Raw genomic sequence first — 17,387 nt, forward strand, 5'->3', positions numbered from 1 at the left:
TTCCCCAACGGAAAATGCACCACGCACCGCATCAATTAGTGTTCGTAGCGAAAGCGAAATGTTTCCTGTTCGCTTGCGGCTTTTGCCAGGATCCATTGGCGAAAGGCGGCTATTTTACCCAGTTCTGCCTGACTGTCATGACAAACCAGATAAAAAGCGTTTTTACTGACCAAAACATCGTTAAACGGGCAGACCAGCCTTCCCGCTTCCAGCTCGGTCTGCGCCATCACATTGTTAGCCAGCGCGATCCCCTGACCATGGATTGCCGCCTGCAATACCATCGCGCTATGGCTGAAGATCGGCCCCTGCTGCACATTTATATGCTGCAAGCCTAGCTGGCGGGTATAGGATTGCCAGTCACGGCGCGAGGCATCATGCAACAGCGTGACTTTTTCCAGGTCAGCCGGCACTTTTAAGGGATTATCGCCGGTAAGCAGCAGCGGAGAGCAGACCGGCAGCAGATATTCGGCATACAGTTTCTCCACTCGCAGCCCTGGCCAGTTGCCGCGACCATAGAAAATCGCCACATCGACATCGTCGGCTAATTTTTCCTCTTCACGGTCGACGGCCTGGATACGCACATATACCCGGATAAGCTGAGTTAAAGCTTGAGAGTCGTGGAACCAGCCACTGAATGGCAAAACTCGGCAGCAAACTGACCGTCAGTGCCCCTTTCGCACTGCGCGCCTGAAGCTTACGCGTGGCATCATTCAGCGCGGAGAAGATTTCCTTGATATCCAGATAATAACTTTGCCCTTCCTCGGTAAGTAGCAGCGAGCGGTTACGGCGGCGAAACAGCTTCAGGCCGAGAAAATCCTCTAAAGATTTGATTTGATGGCTAACCGCAGCTTGCGTCACAAACAGCTCTTCAGCCGCTTTGGTAAAGCTGAGATGCCGTGCCGCTGCATCAAAAACTCGCAGCGCATTCAGGGGAGGAAGTCGTTTTGACATGGTTTCCGCAATGTTTTCTGTTACAACCAGACGTAACTCGACAAGCGCGTGTTACGTATTAGATTTTTTTATCCGAGACATTATAAATTGTCCGTTGAGGAAGCTCCAGCAAATACCTATAGTTGCCGCACTTCCAGAGCCGGAACGAAAAGTTGTTTGAAATTTGTGTGAGAGATCGCGGAATTTTCGAAAACTTTTGGCTTGTGGTCGTGATGTTGTGTTTGCAATTGATCTGACGCTTTTCAGATCCGGTAGCTTAGCTGCCCTTTTAATTCCTGTAGATTTATCCTGTCTGTCCATAGTGATTTAGTAGCACCGCAAATTGCGGTGCTTTTTTTTACCTGAATCTTACTGGCCCATCTCAACCATTTCTTTTACATCAGAACGATTGATCTGCTGCTTGTTGCCATTCGCATCTTTGTAGCTGATCATACCGGTATCTGAATCTACAACCGGCTTGCCATCGGCAACAATGGTGCGCCCATCATTGGTGTGCATCACATAGTTGCTGGAACAGGCAGCTAAAGTAAAGGTCATGGCGCATGCGGCCAGTACTGCGGCTAATTTTTTCATTTTATATCTCCTTGCAGATAAATTGCGATAAACCACCCGTAAATGGCTAAATTTAGTCGCGACAGAAGAACGATCTTCGGTGAGCAGCAAAATCTATATGCGGGTAATGTTTAAACCTTGCAATAATTAGCATAACGCTCTTTTTCAGCTTTTCCAGTTTAAGACCATGAATTTAGCCATCTTCTGAACGTATGAACCACGAGAACAGTATGAAGTCTTTTAATCCGGCGCAGTTTCGTCAGCAGTTTCCTGCTCTGGCCGATGCTGGCGTTTATCTTGACAGCGCTGCTACTGCACTTAAGCCGCAGGTGGTTATCGAAGCAACACGCCAGTTTTACAGTCTCAGTGCAGGAACCGTGCATCGCAGCCAGTTTGCCGAAGCGCGTAAGCTGACCGAGCGCTATGAAAATGCCCGTAGTCAGGTGGCGCAACTGCTCAATGCGCCGTCGCCACTGGCGATCGTCTGGACGCGCGGCACCACCGACGCCATCAATCTGGTGGCGCAAAGCTACCTGCGTCCACGACTTCAGCCGGGCGATGAGATTATCGTCAGCGAAGCCGAGCACCATGCTAATCTGGTTCCCTGGCTGATGCTGGCACAGCAAACCGGCGCGCGGGTGATTAAATGGCCACTGGACCCGAATCGCCTGCCGGATATCACGGCTCTGCCCGGCTTGCTGAATCAGCGTACCCGCCTGCTGGCATTGGGCCAGATGTCTAATGTTACCGGCGGATGCCCGGATATCGCGGAGGCGATTGCTCTCGCTCATCAGGCCGGCGTGCCGGTAATGATTGATGGCGCACAGGGAGTGGTTCACAATCCAGCGGATGTGCAGGCGCTGGATATCGATTTCTACGCTTTCTCAGCGCATAAGTTGTATGGGCCGATGGGCATTGGTGCGCTGTACGCCAAACCCGAACGGCTGGCAGAAATGCAACCGATACAGGGTGGCGGCAAGATGCTGACTGACGTCTCATTCGACGGTTTTACTGCTCAATCCGCTCCCTGGTGTTTTGAGGCTGGCACGCCTAATGTTGCCGGGGTTATTGGCCTGAGCGCAGCGCTGGAGTGGCTGGCTGAAATCGATCTGCCCGCGGCAGAAGAGTGGAGCTGCGGCCTCGCCAGTCTGGCCGAAGAGCGGCTGGCAGAACTGGACGGTTTCCGCAGCTATCGCAGCAGCCGCTCCAGCGTACTGGCCTTTGATATTCAAGGCATACATCACAGCGATCTGGTGACGTTACTGGCAGAGAGCGGCATCGCGCTGCGCGCCGGGCAACATTGCGCGCAGCCGCTAATGAACGCGTTGGGCGTCAGCGGCACGCTGCGCGTCTCCTTTGCTCCCTACAATACCTTGCAGGATGTCGATGCGCTGATCGCCGCCATGCATACTGCAATCACTTTACTGGCAGATTAATGATGAGTTTAGCACCACTGGCCCCCCATCCGTTTGGCGACGTGATTACCGTTGCCAGCTTACAGGAGACGTTCTCTGCCTTTCATCAATGGGAAGATCGTTATCGTCAGCTGATTCTACTCGGCAAGCAGCTTCCCGCGTTACCGGCTGAACTAAAGACCGCAGACATTGAACTCAGCGGTTGTGAAAACCGCGTCTGGCTCGGACACCAGCTGAATGCCGATGGCACCCTGCACTTCTATGGTGACAGTGAAGGGCGCATCGTAAGGGGATTACTGGCGGTGCTGCTGACCGCCGTTGAAGGGCAATCCGCCGCGAAGTTGCGAGACAGCGATCCGCTGGCGCTGTTTGACCAGCTTGGGCTACGTCAGCAGTTAAGCAGCTCGCGCAGTAGCGGTTTGCAGGCGTTAACGGATGCAGTAAAGCGCGCGGCAAGCTAAACGCCACAACAGTTTTTACGACTGACGTGCGGCCTTTGCCATCATCTTTTTCAGCACATGGGATACGGCAACAAAACCAAAAGTTGCCGTTACCATGGTCGCCGCACCAAATCCGGCAGAGCAGTCCATTCTTTTCGGCCCTTCAGCGGTGCTGCGCGATGCGCAAACACTGCCGTCCGGCTGCGGATAAACCAGCGCCTCGGTTGAGAACACACAATCAATTCCCAGCTTACCCTTGCTGTTTTTCACTATGCCAAAATCCTGTTTCAGCCGCTCACGCAGCTTAGCCGCCAGCGGGTCCTGAATGGTTTTTGCCAGGTCGGCTACCTGAATTTGCGTCGGATCTATCTGGCCACCGGCACCACCGGTTGTCACCAGCGGAATCTTATTGCGGCGGCACCAGGCCAGTAACGCGGCTTTTGGCCGCACGCTGTCGATAGCATCAATCACGTAGCTAAAACCTCCGCTCATCAGCTCAGAGGTGTTATCCGCGGTAATAAAGTCATCAATACAGATCACCCGGCACTCAGGATTGATTGCCAGAATACGTTCTGCCATTACCTCAGTTTTTGCTTTGCCGACGTTATCACGCAGCGCATGCACCTGACGGTTAGTATTCGTCACGCAGACATCATCCATATCAATCAGGGTGATGGTGCCGATACCGGTACGCGCCAGCGCCTCTGCCGCCCAGGAACCCACACCGCCAATACCAATTACACAGATATGCGCCTCAGCAAACAGCTGCAATGCGTGCTGACCATATAAACGTGCGGTGCCGCCAAAGCGTTGCAGCCAGGCGTCGGAAAGAGAAGTCATGAATCTACCCTGGTTAACATTAATAAATCGGGATGTCAGTTATTGCGGGCCAGAACTGACCCGCAATTAAGAGAAGAGTTTAATGGTTCGTGCCTTTCAGCATTGCACCATTATTGCCGTTTTAGCTGGCGCTGAACACACTCGTGCCAGCACCGGGTGCCGCACGCAGGATCCAGACGCGACCATAATGGTTGAAAAAGCCCGCCATATGACCAGCATCCGGTCCGATACCCTGATAGATATCAAAGTGCTGGCCCTTAATTGCGCCACCGACATCCAGTGCCACCATTACACGCATCTCATACTTGCCGGTAAACTTGCCGTTATTGTCAAGCAGCGGCACTTCTGCCAGCAATACGCTGCCTGGCGGAATCAGAGCGCGATCGGCAGCAACCGATGCCTTCGCCACCAGTGGTACTGCGCTGGCACCGCGCACCGGCGCAAAGTTTTCTGGCTTAAAGAAGACAAATGACGGGTTGGTTTCCAGCAGTTCACGCACTTCATACGCGCTGTGCTCATCTGCCCATTTACGAATCGCCTGCATCGACATATCTTCACGCTTCACTTCACCGCGATCGATTAATGTCTTACCAATACTGTGATAGCCGTGCCCGTTCTTACCGCTATAGCCAAAGAACATTAATGGGCGGCCATCGCCAAAGTCGACGTAGCCACTGCCCTGCACATCCATCATAAAATTATCCATCAACGAATTGCTGTATCCGATGATGTAGCGATCGTCGAGCGCACCGGCATAAATCTCTGCACGGCTTGGCAGCTTGCGACCTTTACTGCGTGGTGGCAGGCGATACAGCGGATACTGGAATTCACCCTGCCGGGTAGTGCGCGCCTCAATTACCGGAGTGTAGTAACCGGTAAATTGCACGTTACCGTAGTTATCGACACCTTCCATCTGGAATGCATCAAGACCAAACTGGCGCAGCTGGCGAGTATCACCACCGGCGATTAACCAGCTTTCAATTGAGCTATAGGTACTGTTCTGGCGAGTGAACATTCGCGGCGAAGCCGATTTGATTGCACCGACCTGATCGACAAAGTCTTTACCATTAACCGGACGACCTTTGGCATTCGGCTGATTAACCAGCGCCAGCGGTTGATCCAGTTTACCATCTATATACTGCTGTCCTCTGTCAGTGGGTTTTGACGAGCATCCCGCCAGAAGCGCGAACAACGCGCCTGTCATTACATACTTTGCCCAACATCCTTTCATTTCGTTCTCTTATTTCGCCGGTTTGCAGGCCGAAGATAGCAAAGGCTAAATCAGATTTAAATGCGTCGGCAAAAAAAGAGCGGCCCATGTTGTGCAACAAATCCCCAGATGGTGGAAAAATTCGACAACAGACGGTATTAAAACCACTTTTTTTCAAAAATGGGTTGCATCAAAACGCGCGAAGAGTATAGTGCGCATCCACGGACGCGGGATGGAGCAGCCTGGTAGCTCGTCGGGCTCATAACCCGAAGGTCGTCGGTTCAAATCCGGCTCCCGCAACCAATTCGCTGAAGTTAAGCGAAACAGGCAGTAAAGAAGAGAAGTATTACGGACGCGGGATGGAGCAGCCTGGTAGCTCGTCGGGCTCATAACCCGAAGGTCGTCGGTTCAAATCCGGCTCCCGCAACCAATTCGCTGAGTTTAAGCGAAACAGCAGTACCTGTCGTGACGGAAGCGGCAGCAAATCGGACGCGGGATGGAGCAGCCTGGTAGCTCGTCGGGCTCATAACCCGAAGGTCGTCGGTTCAAATCCGGCTCCCGCAACCACTATTAAAACACCTGAAAGGGTGTTTTTTTGTATCTGGCATTTGCCAGTTTTCAGCACTCCCCTTCAGCGCGTTGCCAACAGCACAGGCGACCAGCGCGCCGCCCTGATAAGCTATTATTTTCTTGCCACCGCCCCACCATTAGCAAAATAGGCTTTAATCCCTGCCAGAATTGACTCAGCTACCTGCTGCTGGAATTTAGACGTGCGCAGCTTGCGCTCCTCTTCCAGATTACTGATAAATGCCGTTTCAACCAGAATAGAGGGAATATCCGGCGCCTTAAGTACCGCAAAGCCCGCCTGATCGACGGTTCGTTTATGCAGATGATTTACTTTACCCAAGCGCGACAGCACCTCTTTACCAAATTTCAGGCTGTCATTGATGGTAAGACTCTGCACCATATCGAACATGGTATGGTCGAGATAGCGATCGCCACTACGACTCACCCCACCGATCAAGTCGGATTCGTTTTGCGTTTGCGCGAGGAAACGCGCGGCGGTTGAGGTCGCCCCTTTCGTCGACAGGGCAAACACTGATGAACCACGCGCCGCCCGGTTAGTAAAAGCATCGGCATGGATAGAGACAAACAGATCGGCGCGCTGCTTTCGTGCTTTAGCAACCCTAACCTTCAACGGAATAAACACATCCTCATTACGCGTCATGTAAGCCCGCATATTCGGTTGCTTATCGATTAGCGCTTTCAGCCGGCGGGCGATCTTTAATACCACATCTTTTTCACGCGTCTTATGCTTACCTATCGCCCCCGGATCTTCACCGCCGTGGCCTGGATCGAGCATAATCACAATCGGTCGATCGCGTCCGGCTTTACCCGGTAATGGCGCGGCGGCGGGTTGTGTTCTTTCCAGCGTACCCTGGTTGTAATCTTCCAGTAATGCCAGCAGCGGATCATCAACCACATTCCCCTGTGACGGGTAGAGATCCAGCACCAGACGATCTTTGATACCGGCAACCGGCGGCAGGGTAAAAATACGTGGGGCCACATTGCGTTTCAGTTCCAGCACCAGCCGTACGGTATTTTTATCGAACTGCCCTACTCTGGCGTTCTTGATATAGGGATCGTTATCCAGCACCAGCTTCCCCACCCCTTTCAGAACCTGATTAAGGTGCAGATTTTCGATATCGATGACCACGCGTTCCGGATTGCTCAGGGCAAACTGCTTATATTTAAGCGGAACGTTAGATTCCAGCGTTAAGCGGGAGTACGTTGACGAGGGCCAGATGCGCACGGCAACCACATGACTGCTGGCAGCCATGCCAACCTGACTGACGCTTAGCAGCCAAACCGCGCCGGCGCTTTTTAACAACTGGCGACGACTAAGGAAAGAGTTTGATTGGGACATGCCGCTCCGGTTTACTGTGGTGTGTCTAAAAAACAGCCAAAAAAAAACAAGATGGCAAAAACTTTAGCGAATCCCTTAAACGCTGTCACCCGGAAAAAGCGAATAAATGCAGAGAATTAGCTGGGGAAAAGACGCATAGCTGGTGATAAGTAAGGATAATTGCCTCTTGCATCACAGGCAATAAAAGAATAAAAATACAGAAATTACGAATAAAAATGCAAAGAGGGTTGGCCGTGAAGGAACGTAGTACTGAGCTGGTTCAGGGTTTTCGCCATACCGTTCCCTATATCAATGCGCACCGCGGCAAGACGTTTGTCATCATGCTGGGTGGTGAAGCGATTGAGCATGAAAACTTCTCCAGCATCGTCAATGATATCGGCCTGCTACACAGCCTCGGCATCCGGCTGGTAGTGGTTTATGGCGCACGCCCACAAATTGACGCCAACCTGGCTGAGCATCAGCTTGAACCGATTTATCACAAGCATACGCGCGTCACCGATGCGCAGGCGCTGGAGTTGGTTAAGCAGGCAGCGGGTCGACTGCAACTGGATATTACGGCTCGTCTGTCGATGAGCCTGAACAACACACCGTTACAGGGCGCGCATATTAATGTGGTAAGCGGTAACTTTATTATTGCCCAACCACTGGGCATAGATGACGGCGTCGACTACTGCCACAGTGGACGCATTCGTCGCATCGACGAAGAGGCGATCCATCGCCAGCTCGACAGCGGCGCGATTGTGCTGATGGGGCCGGTTGCGGTTTCAGTCACCGGCGAGAGTTTTAACCTGACGTCTGAAGAAGTGGCAACCCAGCTGGCGATTAAGCTGAAAGCTGAAAAGATGATCGGCTTCTGCTCTGAACAGGGCGTCACCAATGATCAGGGTGAGATCATCTCTGAACTATTCCCAAATGATGCCCAGCAGCGCATCGAAGCGCAGGAAGTGCACGGCGATTACCTCTCCGGCACCGTGCGCTTTCTGCGTGGCGCCGTTAAAGCCTGTCGCAGCGGCGTGCGCCGCAGCCACCTGATCAGCTATCAGGAAGACGGTGCACTGTTGCAGGAGCTGTTCTCACGCGACGGTATTGGTACGCAAATCGTGATGGAGTCAGCCGAGCAGATTCGCCGCGCGACCATTAATGATATTGGCGGTATTCTTGAGCTGATTCGTCCGCTGGAGCAGCAGGGAATTCTGGTGCGTCGCTCTCGCGAACAGCTGGAAATGGAGATCGATAAGTTCACTATTATCGAACGCGATAATCTGACCATCGCCTGTGCAGCGCTCTATCCTTTCCCGGAAGAGCAGATTGGCGAGATGGCCTGCGTCGCGGTTCACCCTGACTACCGCAGCTCATCGCGCGGCGAAGCTTTATTACAGCGCGTGGCGTTGCAGGCGCGCCAGATCGGGCTTAAAAAACTGTTTGTGCTGACCACCCGCAGTATTCACTGGTTCCAGGAGCGCGGCTTTACGCCGGTGGATATCGAAGTGCTGCCGGAAAGTAAGAAGCAGATGTATAACTATCAGCGTCGTTCGAAGGTGTTAATGGCTGATTTAGGCTGATAATCATCCCACAGATTCTCTGCAGGGGTGCCGAAAACGGCTCCCCTGCAGCAAATTCCGCCCGTGCCGAAAATGGCTTTCTACATCATATTCAGTCGCTGCTGCAAACCACTGCGCCGCTGGGTACGCGCTCTTACCGCCTTGCCCCATACGCTATTATCGACATATAACGTCAACCGATCGCGCGCGCGGGTAATGGCGGTATACACCAGCTCACGCGTCAGTACCGGCAAAAAGTGATTCGGTAACACCAGCGCAGTATGCTCAAACTCCGAACCCTGCGATTTATGCACCGTCATGGCAAACGCGGTATCGTGCGGCGGTAAACGGCTTGGCTGCACCGCTTTAATTGTGCCATCCGGCAGCGGGAAAAAGACTTTTAACTCGCCCTCGTCATCACGCATCGCGATGCCAATATCACCGTTAAACAGCCCCAGCGCACGATCGTTGCGGGCAATCATCACCGGTCGCCCCGCATACCATTTACCACTGGCGGCTGGCGGGCGCTGTATCAGCCCCTTCTGCTGTAACGCCAGTTCGATACGCTCATTTAATCCTACTACGCCAAATGGTCCTTCACGCAGCGCACACAGCAGCTGATAACGGGCAAAAGCATCCATAACCTGCTGTGGCGCTGCCTGTTGTGCCACCATTTGCAGATAAGGGCGATAGCCCGCCACGCAGTCGTTTAACAACTGCTGATACTCGTCGGGGGTTGCCAGTGGATGCCGTGCAATATCGCTGAATCCTGCGCTGAATACTGATTCGGCAGCCGATACGTCACCGGCATTAACCGCCAGCGCCAGTTGGCCGATTCCCGAACCGGCGTCGAAGCGATAACTCTTGCGCAGCAGGCAGATATTGTCACGTACCGGAGAAACCGTTTCATCGTCATGACCGGGTAGCGGACATCCGGTCAACTGGGTTAACTGCCGGGCGCGAGCAACGCTGTATCCGGCCTCAGCACAGCGACAGATATCGCCCAGCACCGCTCCCGCCTCGACCGAGGCCAGCTGATCGCGATCGCCGAGAAAAATGACCCGCGCCTGTTGTGGTAGTGCCGCGATCAGATTCGCCATCATCGGCAAATCGACCATCGATGCCTCATCCACCACCAGCACATCCAGATGCAGGGGATTTCCGGCGTGATAGCGCATTCGCTGACTGTTCGGCTGTGCGCCCAGCAAACGGTGCAGAGTGGTCGCTTCGGCGGGGAACTTCTGCTTATCCTCACTGCTGAGCGGCAGCCCATTCAGTGCTTTACCCAGTGACTCCGTCAGCCTGGCCGCCGCTTTACCGGTCGGTGCCGCTAGCTGAATCCTTAATGCGCCCGGCGTCAGGCGAATCAACGCCGCCAGTAATTTTGCTACCGTGGTGGTCTTACCGGTGCCTGGCCCGCCGGAAATCACCGAAATCTTACGGGTTATCGCTACTGCCGCGGCGATTTTTTGCCAGTCATCCGGCTGCTGACCAAAAAGCTGATCGAGTATTTCACGCAGCAGCTCAGCATCAGGAGGTTCAATTGCCGGGTCGGCGGCAAAAAACTCCGCCACCTTGCCTTCGCCCTGCCACATGCGGTTGAGATAAAGCCGCTGCTGGTGCAATACCAGCGGTGTAGCCAGTGAGCCATCACTTACTGCCTCACTGTTGAGTAATAATGTTTGCCACTCTTCCGGCGCTCCCGCGGCCTGCCACAGGGAGGCAGCAAATTCAGGATGACGCCCGCCAAACAGCGCCGATGGGGTAAGCTGTGACAGCGGCAGACATACATGGCCTTCTCCCGCTTCAGCACTAAGCCATGCAGCAGCAAGCATTAAAGCAGGTTGCGACTCATCCGCCAGCATATGAGCAAATTGCACATCAAGCGCCCGCAACAGGCGCTTTTCACCAGCCTGGCGCAGCAGTTCGCTTAACTCTGACATGTCGCCTCCTGAATGGAGCCGGCAAACAAGTTATCCAGCGCCTCGACAAACTCCACCGAGGGACGAGTGTGGAATACGCCGTTGTCGCTGGCGCTGCCATCAACACCGCGTAAAAACAGATACAGCACACCGCCAAAGTGGCGCTGATAATCATAATCAGCCAGTCGGTGGCGCAGATAACGATGCAGCGCCAGGGTATACAGCTGGTATTGCAGATCGTAGCGATGGGAAATCATTGCCTGCTCCATCGCCTGCGGGGTATAGGCAGCACTCTCCTCCCCCAGCCAGTTGGATTTGTAATCCAGCAGATAGTATTTTCCCTGCCAGCAGAATACTAAGTCGATAAAACCTTTCAGCATGCCGCGCACCTGATGAAAAGCCAGTGGGGGTGCCTGTGCTGACAGTGGATCATGCTGGCGTATCAATTGATCCAGCGCAGGCGCGGTCAGCATGGCATCAATCGGCAGGTAAAACTGCAGCTCAACCTGCTTCTGTTGCGGTGCAAGCTGATTCAGGCTGACGCCGCTGTCATCCAGCGGTGTCGCCATAATACGTGTCATCCACTGTTGCAGCATCGGCAGCCATATCTCGTCATAACCCGCCTGCTGCAACTGCTGCTGCAACCACCCGGTTTCAACCGGCTGAGTAAAATCGATATTCTCAAACAGGCCGTGAAGAAATGTTCCCGGCGAAGCGCCGCGCGGAAAGCTATGCGGAGTAAGTGTTGGCTCACTGACCTCACCCGCCTCGCCGGCGGCATCAACGTCAAAACGCGGCAGCAGATCCAGCGTCATCGCCGGACCGTGCTGTTGCAGACCGGAATAACTGGTGACACGCCACTCGTCACGCAGCGATCGGTTGATAACCTCGCTGCTTAACGGCTGGTTGTCCTGCATTTCAGGCAGCCAGGGCGATTCATCGGTTACCGCTTCGGTCGTCAGCGCAATCGCCTGACTGGTAGTCTGTTGCAGGATAGCCAGCAGCTGTTCGCTGTCCGCTTCCTCACCGCGCTGCAGCAAAAAGCCGAGAGCGCTTTTATGCAGATCGCTGCTGCCCTCTTTCTTACGATTTCCTTTTACCAGCGGCGCAATACCGATGCTGCAATGCCATACCGAACGCGTCAGCGCCACGTATAACAAACGTAAATCCTCCGCCAGTCGCTCCTGCTCAGCCAGTTGCTGACTCTCTTCATCACCGTTTAAATCCAGCAGCGCCTGAAAAGTTTGACGATCGTGATAAATTCCCTGCTCCGCTTCGCGAAAATTGGCGACAAACGGCAGCCATACCAGCGAATACTGCAAACCTTTTGACTTGTGAATAGTGACAATTTGCACCAGATGGCGGTCGCTTTCGAGGCGCAACTGCTGGTTCGCCGCCTGACTGTTCGGTTGTGCAATCTGCTGCGACAGCCAGCGCACCAGCGCGTGTTCGCTGTCGAGCTGTGCTGCGGCTTCCTGCAACAGTTCGCCGAGATGCAGCAGGTCGGTCAACCGACGTTCGCCACTCTCAGACACCAGCAGATTTTCGGCAATATGGCGCGACACCATCAGCTCGCGCAGCATGGGTAGCACGCCACGTTTCAGCCACAGCTGACGGTAACCATCAAACTCATCCACCAACTGGTTCCAGGCGCGCTCATCCTGACTCAGCCCCTCCAGTGTTGGCGCATCCAGCCCCATAATGCTGGTCGCCAGCGCACTGCGCACTGCTCGCTCCTGTTCCGGTGCCAGCACCGCCTGCAACAGCCACAGCAGCTCACGCGCTTCCGGCGTGGTAAACACACTGTCGCGATTGGAGAGATACACCGAAGGAATATTTAGCGCATTCAGCGCCTCACGCATCACTGCTGCTTCGCCGTAGCTGCGCACCAGAATCGTAATATCGGAGGCCTGCACCGGACGCATCTTGTCGCCTTTGCCGATCAGCGCTTGCTGTTGCTGACCCGACGACAGCCAGTGGCGAATCTCAGCGGCGCACTGGCGCGCCATAAATTGCTGATATTCACTGACGCCGACGCCGCTGCCCGGCTGAAGCCAGAAGCGCAGCGCCGGTTGTTCTGCACCATCAAGAGTAAAGCGCAGTTCACTGTTTGCCGTCGCCGCCTGCACCGGTAGAAACGGGATTTCCTGAAATAAAAATGGATTATCGAGACGCGAAAACAGCTGGTTGACGCTGTCGACCATGGCTGGTGATGAGCGCCAGTTAGTGTCCAGCGTATAGTGCGCGCTCACTTCTGCGCGCGCTTTCATATAGGTAAAGATGTCCGCACCACGAAAGGCGTAGATCGCCTGTTTCGGGTCGCCAATCAGTAACAGCGCACTCTCCGGCTGGCCGACATACAGGGTGCGGAAAATACGGTACTGCTGCGGGTCGGTATCCTGGAATTCATCAATGAGTGCCACCGGATAACGGCCACGAATCGCCTGTGCCAACAATGGGCCAGCGGGTTGCTGTAATGCTTCGTCAAACCGGCTGAGTAAATCATCAAATCCGAGCTGGGCGCGCAGCCGCTTCTCTTTGCGGGTGGCAAAGCGGATCTCATGCAGAGCGCGGGCAATAACCAGATCGCGTAACGACAGCGGTTCGGCAAGAAATAGTTCAATCGCCTCAAACAGGCGATGGCGCGGTGCCACACCTTTTTTCGTTTTCTCCTCCAGCGTGCTCTGGGCAAAGCGCTCCAGATCTTTTGGCACACTGTAGGTTTGCGTCTCTTCCTGCGCCCACTGGCCGATTTTTTCCAGCCAGTTCGGTAAATGCTTACTGCTATAGCTGCGTTTATCCACTCCGGAATCGCTGATTAGCGCGTGCAGTTCACCGGCCGCCTCCAGCCATTGCGCTTTCAACTGGTCGATACGGGCAATCAGCTTTTGATGACGCTCAGTCAGGGTTTCATCTGCCGCTGGCGGATATTTCAGCGCCGGGGACTCTCCCTGAAGCCAGGGAGAGAGCGTTGACAGCAACGCATCGGGCCCGCTCCACTGCTCAGCCACCACCTGCGCAATTGCCAGCGGCAAGGGGTAACAGTGGCGTCGCCAGAAATCTGCCGTCGCCTGCTTGCGCAACGCATGCTCATCTTCGATTAGCTGCTGTTCAAAAAGCATTCCGGACTCAAACGCATTGAGGTTAAGCATGCGCTGGCAGAAACCGTGGATGGTAAAAATTGCCGCTTCATCCATTTGCCGCTCGGCGGCCAGCAGCATCGCAGCAGCCTGCGACAGATCGTCGATTTGGCTAAGTAGCTGCGCCAGCATCGGATTCTGACTGACGCCTCGCACGCAGGCGATACGCAATTCATGAATATTATGACGGATACGGCCACGCAGCTCGGCGGTGGCCGCTTCGGTAAAGGTTACCACCAGAATCTCTTCCACCGACAGCGGACGTGGATAAGCGGCACTCTGCCCTAATCCCAGCAACAGCCGCAGATAGAGCAGGCCGATGGTAAAGGTTTTACCGGTTCCCGCAGAGGCTTCAATCAGCCGCTCGCCAGTCAGTGGCAGGGTTAGCGGATCGAGCCGCTGCGGAATCGGATCACTCATTTCTTCTCACTTTTTACCGGCAGAGTTTGTTGCAAACTGGAGACATTTTGCCAGGTTTTGAAGCCTTCGGCTTGCGCATAATCGGCTTTGCCATGCTGCGCGCCGGAGATCTGCGACATCAGCACCATACCCTGCTGCTGCATTACCGCCTTATGGAAAAAGTCCGCCAGGCTTTCAGGCGTCAGCAGTTTGATCTGTTCGATGACTTTTTCACGAGTATCAAAGCTGTGATTTTCCCGACTGAAATCTTTAGTAAAGCGACCAGCTTCTTCATCCAGCGTTTGCGGACGCTGTTTCAGCTCATTAATCATCGCCAGCTGATACTGGGCAAAGTCTTCTTTACTCATCTCACGCAGGCGCTTCTCAGCGGTTGGATAAAACGCCTGATAACGCTGTAACAGATAGGCCGGTTGCTTACTGTTGCTTTGCAGCAGGAAGCCGATACCCCACTGACGACCAACCGGCATCTGGAAGGCAAACACCGCGTAGCCAAGCTGCTCTTCGGTGCGCAGCTGATTGTAGAACCACGGCTGGACAATCTGGCTTAACATTGCGCTATAGGCCGCGCTCTGATACTCCCCATACCCCAGCGGAATATAGACCGCCGCCAGCGCCGAGTCGCTGCTGCTGCCCTGTTTTTCGATATTAGCCAGCGTCTGCTGATCAATAACAACATAGTTGCTCTGCCAACGGCTTTCGCCACTGCACTTCAGCTGGCTGCGAATATCACGCGCCAGCGTAGTAACAGCATCTGGCGTCATATTGCCGACCACCAGCATTTCCGGCGTGGCATTTTCCAGCAGCTGTTTACGGTAATCGAGTAACTCTTTAATGCTGATTGATTTCAGTAGCTCACGGCGCTCGCTGCGCTCGGTGTAAGGCAGCTGCGACAACATCTGCACCGGCTGAATCGCCTGCTCAAACGCTTTGCCTTTTTCCGCCGCATCCAGTCGCTCGGCATACCATGACTTTGCCTGCTCCAGCTGATCGCCGGTTGGAGTAAAGCTACTGTAGCCTTCCAGCAGCGTAGTCATCAGTTTTGGTAAGCGCTGGGTAAAGCCGCTGGCATTGAAAATCACACCATCATCTTCGCTGGTGGAAAAACTGATTCCGCCCACCGAGGCTTGTGAACTGAGCTCATCCAGCGCCACACCAGCGAGATAATCGTTCAGTGCAAACAGCACCTGATTACGCGCGCTGTTAACCGAATCTTTATTACGCAGTGCCAGGGTAATATTGGCTTTTGGTTCATCGGCATAGAACTGGCTCGGCATATAGAACACGCGTAGTCCCGGCTCGTTCAGCAGCTTCTGCGGATGGGTATAGCTCTTGTTGTCAGACGGAATCAGCGTGAAATCATCCGGAATATACGGATTCAGTACCGGCATCGATAATTCGATGGCCGCGCCACGTTTTTGCCAGTCAGCAAAACGCTGCGGAGTGATTTTATCCACCTGATAAGGCGCATCGACAAAGTAAGCGGTTTTATTGTGCGGCTCATTCGGGCTGATATACCAGATACGTGCATTTTCCGGCGTCATTCCCTCAAGACGACTTTTAATCGCCTGCGGATCGTATTGATCGGCGATATAAGGCGCATCCAGCGTATGTTCTACCGGTACACGCAGCATGGTATCGACCAGCCATTCGATATAGTCCATATCGCGGGTGATGGATGGATAGCGGAAATCGAGATCCAGCACGTGCGACACTTCATCGAAGTAGCGTTTATCAATACCTTGATTGCGCAGCATGTTGAGATAGCTGAATACTGCTGCCACCACTTCATCGCGATTCGCCAGGCCTTTATCCGTCAGAGAGATCGAGATAGCAAACAGGCCGCCATTACGATCGATCACTGAATCGGCACCGGCATTAATTGAATCAGCCAGGCCCTTTTTCTGCAGCCAGTCTGACAACGTATTTTTGCTGCGGTTGCCGATCAGATAGCCAATCAAGGTATCGGTTTTACTGCGGAATTTGTCGCTGTTGTTATCGATACGGAATTCAATTTTCAGCTGCTTGCGCGGCTGTGCGGGCACGTAATGAATCACGATACCCTTCTGCTCATCTGTCACTGCCGGCACGGTAATTTCAGGCACTTTCGCCTGGTGATTCGGTACCCGGCCGAAGGTCTCAGCGGCGATTTTCGCCATCTCCGGCAGCGATTTATTGCTGTAAATCACCGCTTTCATCAGGTTGGCAGAGTAGTATCTCTGGTAGAAATCGGTCAGCGCCTGATGCAACTTACTGTCAGGTTTGTCGCTCAGGGTTTCCAGATTGCCACCCGAGAAGCGAGCGCTCGGATGTTGAGGATTGAGAGTTTCCGCTCCGACCTGTGCCATACGCAGTCCGTCGCGTGAACGCGCCATGGTCAGTTCAGCATTCACCGCATTGCGCTCGCGATCGGCATTAACCGGGTCCAGCAGCGGCTCAGCAATCGCATCTGCCAGACGGTCGGCAGCGGGCTGCAAAGCATCATTTTCCACTTCAAGGTAGAATGCAGTGCGATAAGACGCGGTGCTGGCATTGTGGCTGCCGCCATGCTTCTTCAGGAATTCAGCCAGGTTATCAGGTTGCGGATAGCGTTTAGAACCCATCAGCACCATATGTTCGAGGTAGTGCGCCAGCCCAAGCTGATTGTCCGGATCGTCCAGCGAACCAATTGGCAACGCCACTGACGTCAGCGATTTAGGTGCCAGTTTGTCCGATACCAGTAGTACCGTCATGCCATTATCCAGTTTAATTGCCTGGTACTGGCGCGGATCTTTTTCGCTTTTACGAATAGTTTCAGCCATCGGCTGCCAGCCCTCTGCCGCCTGTGAAAACTGGCTCCAGAAGGTAAAGCAAATAAACAGACTAGTAATCCAGACAACGTGCTTACGCATTCAAACCCCTCAACAATGGCGCCTGCTTGCGCAGACGCTTACTCAAATTTTTCTCACGTCCGCTGTGAACGCCGCGAAATATGTCCTGAAAATCGTTATAAAGTAACACTACAGCATCATCAGCCTGTTGTCTCACCGTTT

10 protein-coding genes, 3 tRNA genes and 1 pseudogene are annotated in these 17,387 nt (G+C 53.9%); 6 read left to right on the forward strand and 8 right to left on the reverse strand.

The window, feature by feature from the left end; translation table 11 throughout:
• Positions 1 to 35: 35 nt before the first annotated feature.
• A pseudogene (locus RIN69_RS17960) lies at positions 36 to 951 on the reverse strand (transcriptional regulator GcvA).
• Between the two features lie 348 nt (positions 952 to 1,299).
• Positions 1,300 to 1,524, reverse strand: a complete 225-nt coding sequence (locus RIN69_RS17965; RefSeq protein ID WP_313853488.1) for a YgdI/YgdR family lipoprotein — start codon at positions 1,522 to 1,524, stop codon at positions 1,300 to 1,302.
• Between the two features lie 209 nt (positions 1,525 to 1,733).
• Here RIN69_RS17965 and csdA point away from each other — a divergent pair, with 209 nt between their 5' ends.
• Both csdA and csdE read left to right on the forward strand, forming a co-directional pair.
• Positions 1,734 to 2,939, forward strand: coding sequence for a cysteine desulfurase CsdA (gene csdA, locus RIN69_RS17970; protein WP_313853489.1), 1,206 nt, complete (start codon positions 1,734 to 1,736; stop codon positions 2,937 to 2,939).
• A 2-nt stretch (positions 2,940 to 2,941) separates the two neighbouring features.
• Positions 2,942 to 3,379 carry a cysteine desulfurase sulfur acceptor subunit CsdE gene (gene csdE, locus RIN69_RS17975; protein WP_313857792.1) on the forward strand — a complete coding sequence of 146 codons (438 nt, stop codon included), beginning with the start codon at positions 2,942 to 2,944 and terminating at the stop codon, positions 3,377 to 3,379.
• 15 nt (positions 3,380 to 3,394) lie between these two features.
• Here csdE and tcdA read toward each other — a convergent pair whose 3' ends face one another.
• Positions 3,395 to 4,198, reverse strand: coding sequence for a tRNA cyclic N6-threonylcarbamoyladenosine(37) synthase TcdA (gene tcdA / locus RIN69_RS17980; RefSeq protein WP_313853491.1), 804 nt, complete (start codon positions 4,196 to 4,198; stop codon positions 3,395 to 3,397).
• Between the two features lie 121 nt (positions 4,199 to 4,319).
• Positions 4,320 to 5,429 carry a murein transglycosylase A gene (mltA, locus tag RIN69_RS17985; RefSeq protein WP_313853493.1) on the reverse strand — a complete coding sequence of 370 codons (1,110 nt, stop codon included), beginning with the start codon at positions 5,427 to 5,429 and terminating at the stop codon, positions 4,320 to 4,322.
• A gap of 205 nt (positions 5,430 to 5,634) precedes the next feature.
• On the opposite strand from mltA, the gene RIN69_RS17990 reads away from it, so the two are divergent.
• From RIN69_RS17990 to RIN69_RS18000, 3 genes are all read left to right on the forward strand, one after another.
• Positions 5,635 to 5,711: transfer RNA gene (locus tag RIN69_RS17990), tRNA-Met, on the forward strand.
• 50 nt (positions 5,712 to 5,761) lie between these two features.
• A tRNA-Met gene (locus RIN69_RS17995) sits at positions 5,762 to 5,838 on the forward strand.
• Positions 5,839 to 5,898: 60 nt separating this feature from the next.
• Positions 5,899 to 5,975, forward strand: a tRNA-Met gene (locus tag RIN69_RS18000).
• 115 nt (positions 5,976 to 6,090) lie between these two features.
• Here RIN69_RS18000 and amiC read toward each other — a convergent pair.
• On the reverse strand, positions 6,091 to 7,335 hold the full coding sequence (amiC, locus tag RIN69_RS18005; RefSeq protein WP_313853494.1) for an N-acetylmuramoyl-L-alanine amidase AmiC: 1,245 nt from the start codon (positions 7,333 to 7,335) through the stop codon (positions 6,091 to 6,093).
• Positions 7,336 to 7,550: 215 nt separating this feature from the next.
• Here amiC and argA point away from each other — a divergent pair, with 215 nt between their 5' ends.
• Entirely contained in the window at positions 7,551 to 8,897 is a 1,347-nt protein-coding gene (gene argA, locus RIN69_RS18010; RefSeq protein ID WP_313853496.1) for an amino-acid N-acetyltransferase, read from the forward strand.
• An 80-nt stretch (positions 8,898 to 8,977) separates the two neighbouring features.
• On the opposite strand, the gene recD is transcribed toward argA, so the two are convergent.
• From recD to ptrA, 3 genes are read right to left on the reverse strand one after another with little or no spacing between them, the layout of a single operon-like run.
• Complete coding sequence (gene recD / locus RIN69_RS18015; protein WP_313853497.1) at positions 8,978 to 10,819, reverse strand: exodeoxyribonuclease V subunit alpha; 1,842 nt, start codon at positions 10,817 to 10,819, stop codon at positions 8,978 to 8,980.
• Positions 10,807 to 14,358, reverse strand: a complete 3,552-nt coding sequence (recB, locus tag RIN69_RS18020; RefSeq protein WP_313853498.1) for an exodeoxyribonuclease V subunit beta — start codon at positions 14,356 to 14,358, stop codon at positions 10,807 to 10,809. Before recB ends, recD begins: the two co-directional genes overlap by 13 nt.
• Positions 14,355 to 17,246 (reverse strand): pitrilysin, encoded by a 2,892-nt coding sequence (ptrA, locus tag RIN69_RS18025; protein ID WP_313853501.1) that lies wholly within the window; start codon positions 17,244 to 17,246, stop codon positions 14,355 to 14,357. The genes recB and ptrA overlap by 4 nt, the downstream gene beginning before the upstream one ends.
• Positions 17,247 to 17,387 lie beyond the last annotated feature (141 nt).

Origin of the sequence: Winslowiella toletana, from assembly GCF_032164335.1 — a bacterium.
Taxonomy (GTDB): domain Bacteria; phylum Pseudomonadota; class Gammaproteobacteria; order Enterobacterales; family Enterobacteriaceae; genus Erwinia; species Erwinia toletana_A.

Bases quoted from the DNA above. Each gene is read 5' to 3' on its own strand.
- RIN69_RS17965 (WP_313853488.1), bottom strand. From the start codon at position 1,524: ATGAAAAAATTAGCCGCAGTACTGGCCGCATGCGCCATGACCTTTACT.
- csdA (WP_313853489.1), top strand. From the start codon at position 1,734: ATGAAGTCTTTTAATCCGGCGCAGTTTCGTCAGCAGTTTCCTGCTCTG.
- csdE (WP_313857792.1), top strand. From the start codon at position 2,942: ATGAGTTTAGCACCACTGGCCCCCCATCCGTTTGGCGACGTGATTACC.
- tcdA (WP_313853491.1), bottom strand. From the start codon at position 4,198: ATGACTTCTCTTTCCGACGCCTGGCTGCAACGCTTTGGCGGCACCGCA.
- mltA (WP_313853493.1), bottom strand. From the start codon at position 5,429: ATGAAAGGATGTTGGGCAAAGTATGTAATGACAGGCGCGTTGTTCGCG.
- amiC (WP_313853494.1), bottom strand. From the start codon at position 7,335: ATGTCCCAATCAAACTCTTTCCTTAGTCGTCGCCAGTTGTTAAAAAGC.
- argA (WP_313853496.1), top strand. From the start codon at position 7,551: ATGCAAAGAGGGTTGGCCGTGAAGGAACGTAGTACTGAGCTGGTTCAG.
- recD (WP_313853497.1), bottom strand. From the start codon at position 10,819: ATGTCAGAGTTAAGCGAACTGCTGCGCCAGGCTGGTGAAAAGCGCCTG.
- recB (WP_313853498.1), bottom strand. From the start codon at position 14,358: ATGAGTGATCCGATTCCGCAGCGGCTCGATCCGCTAACCCTGCCACTG.
- ptrA (WP_313853501.1), bottom strand. From the start codon at position 17,246: ATGCGTAAGCACGTTGTCTGGATTACTAGTCTGTTTATTTGCTTTACC.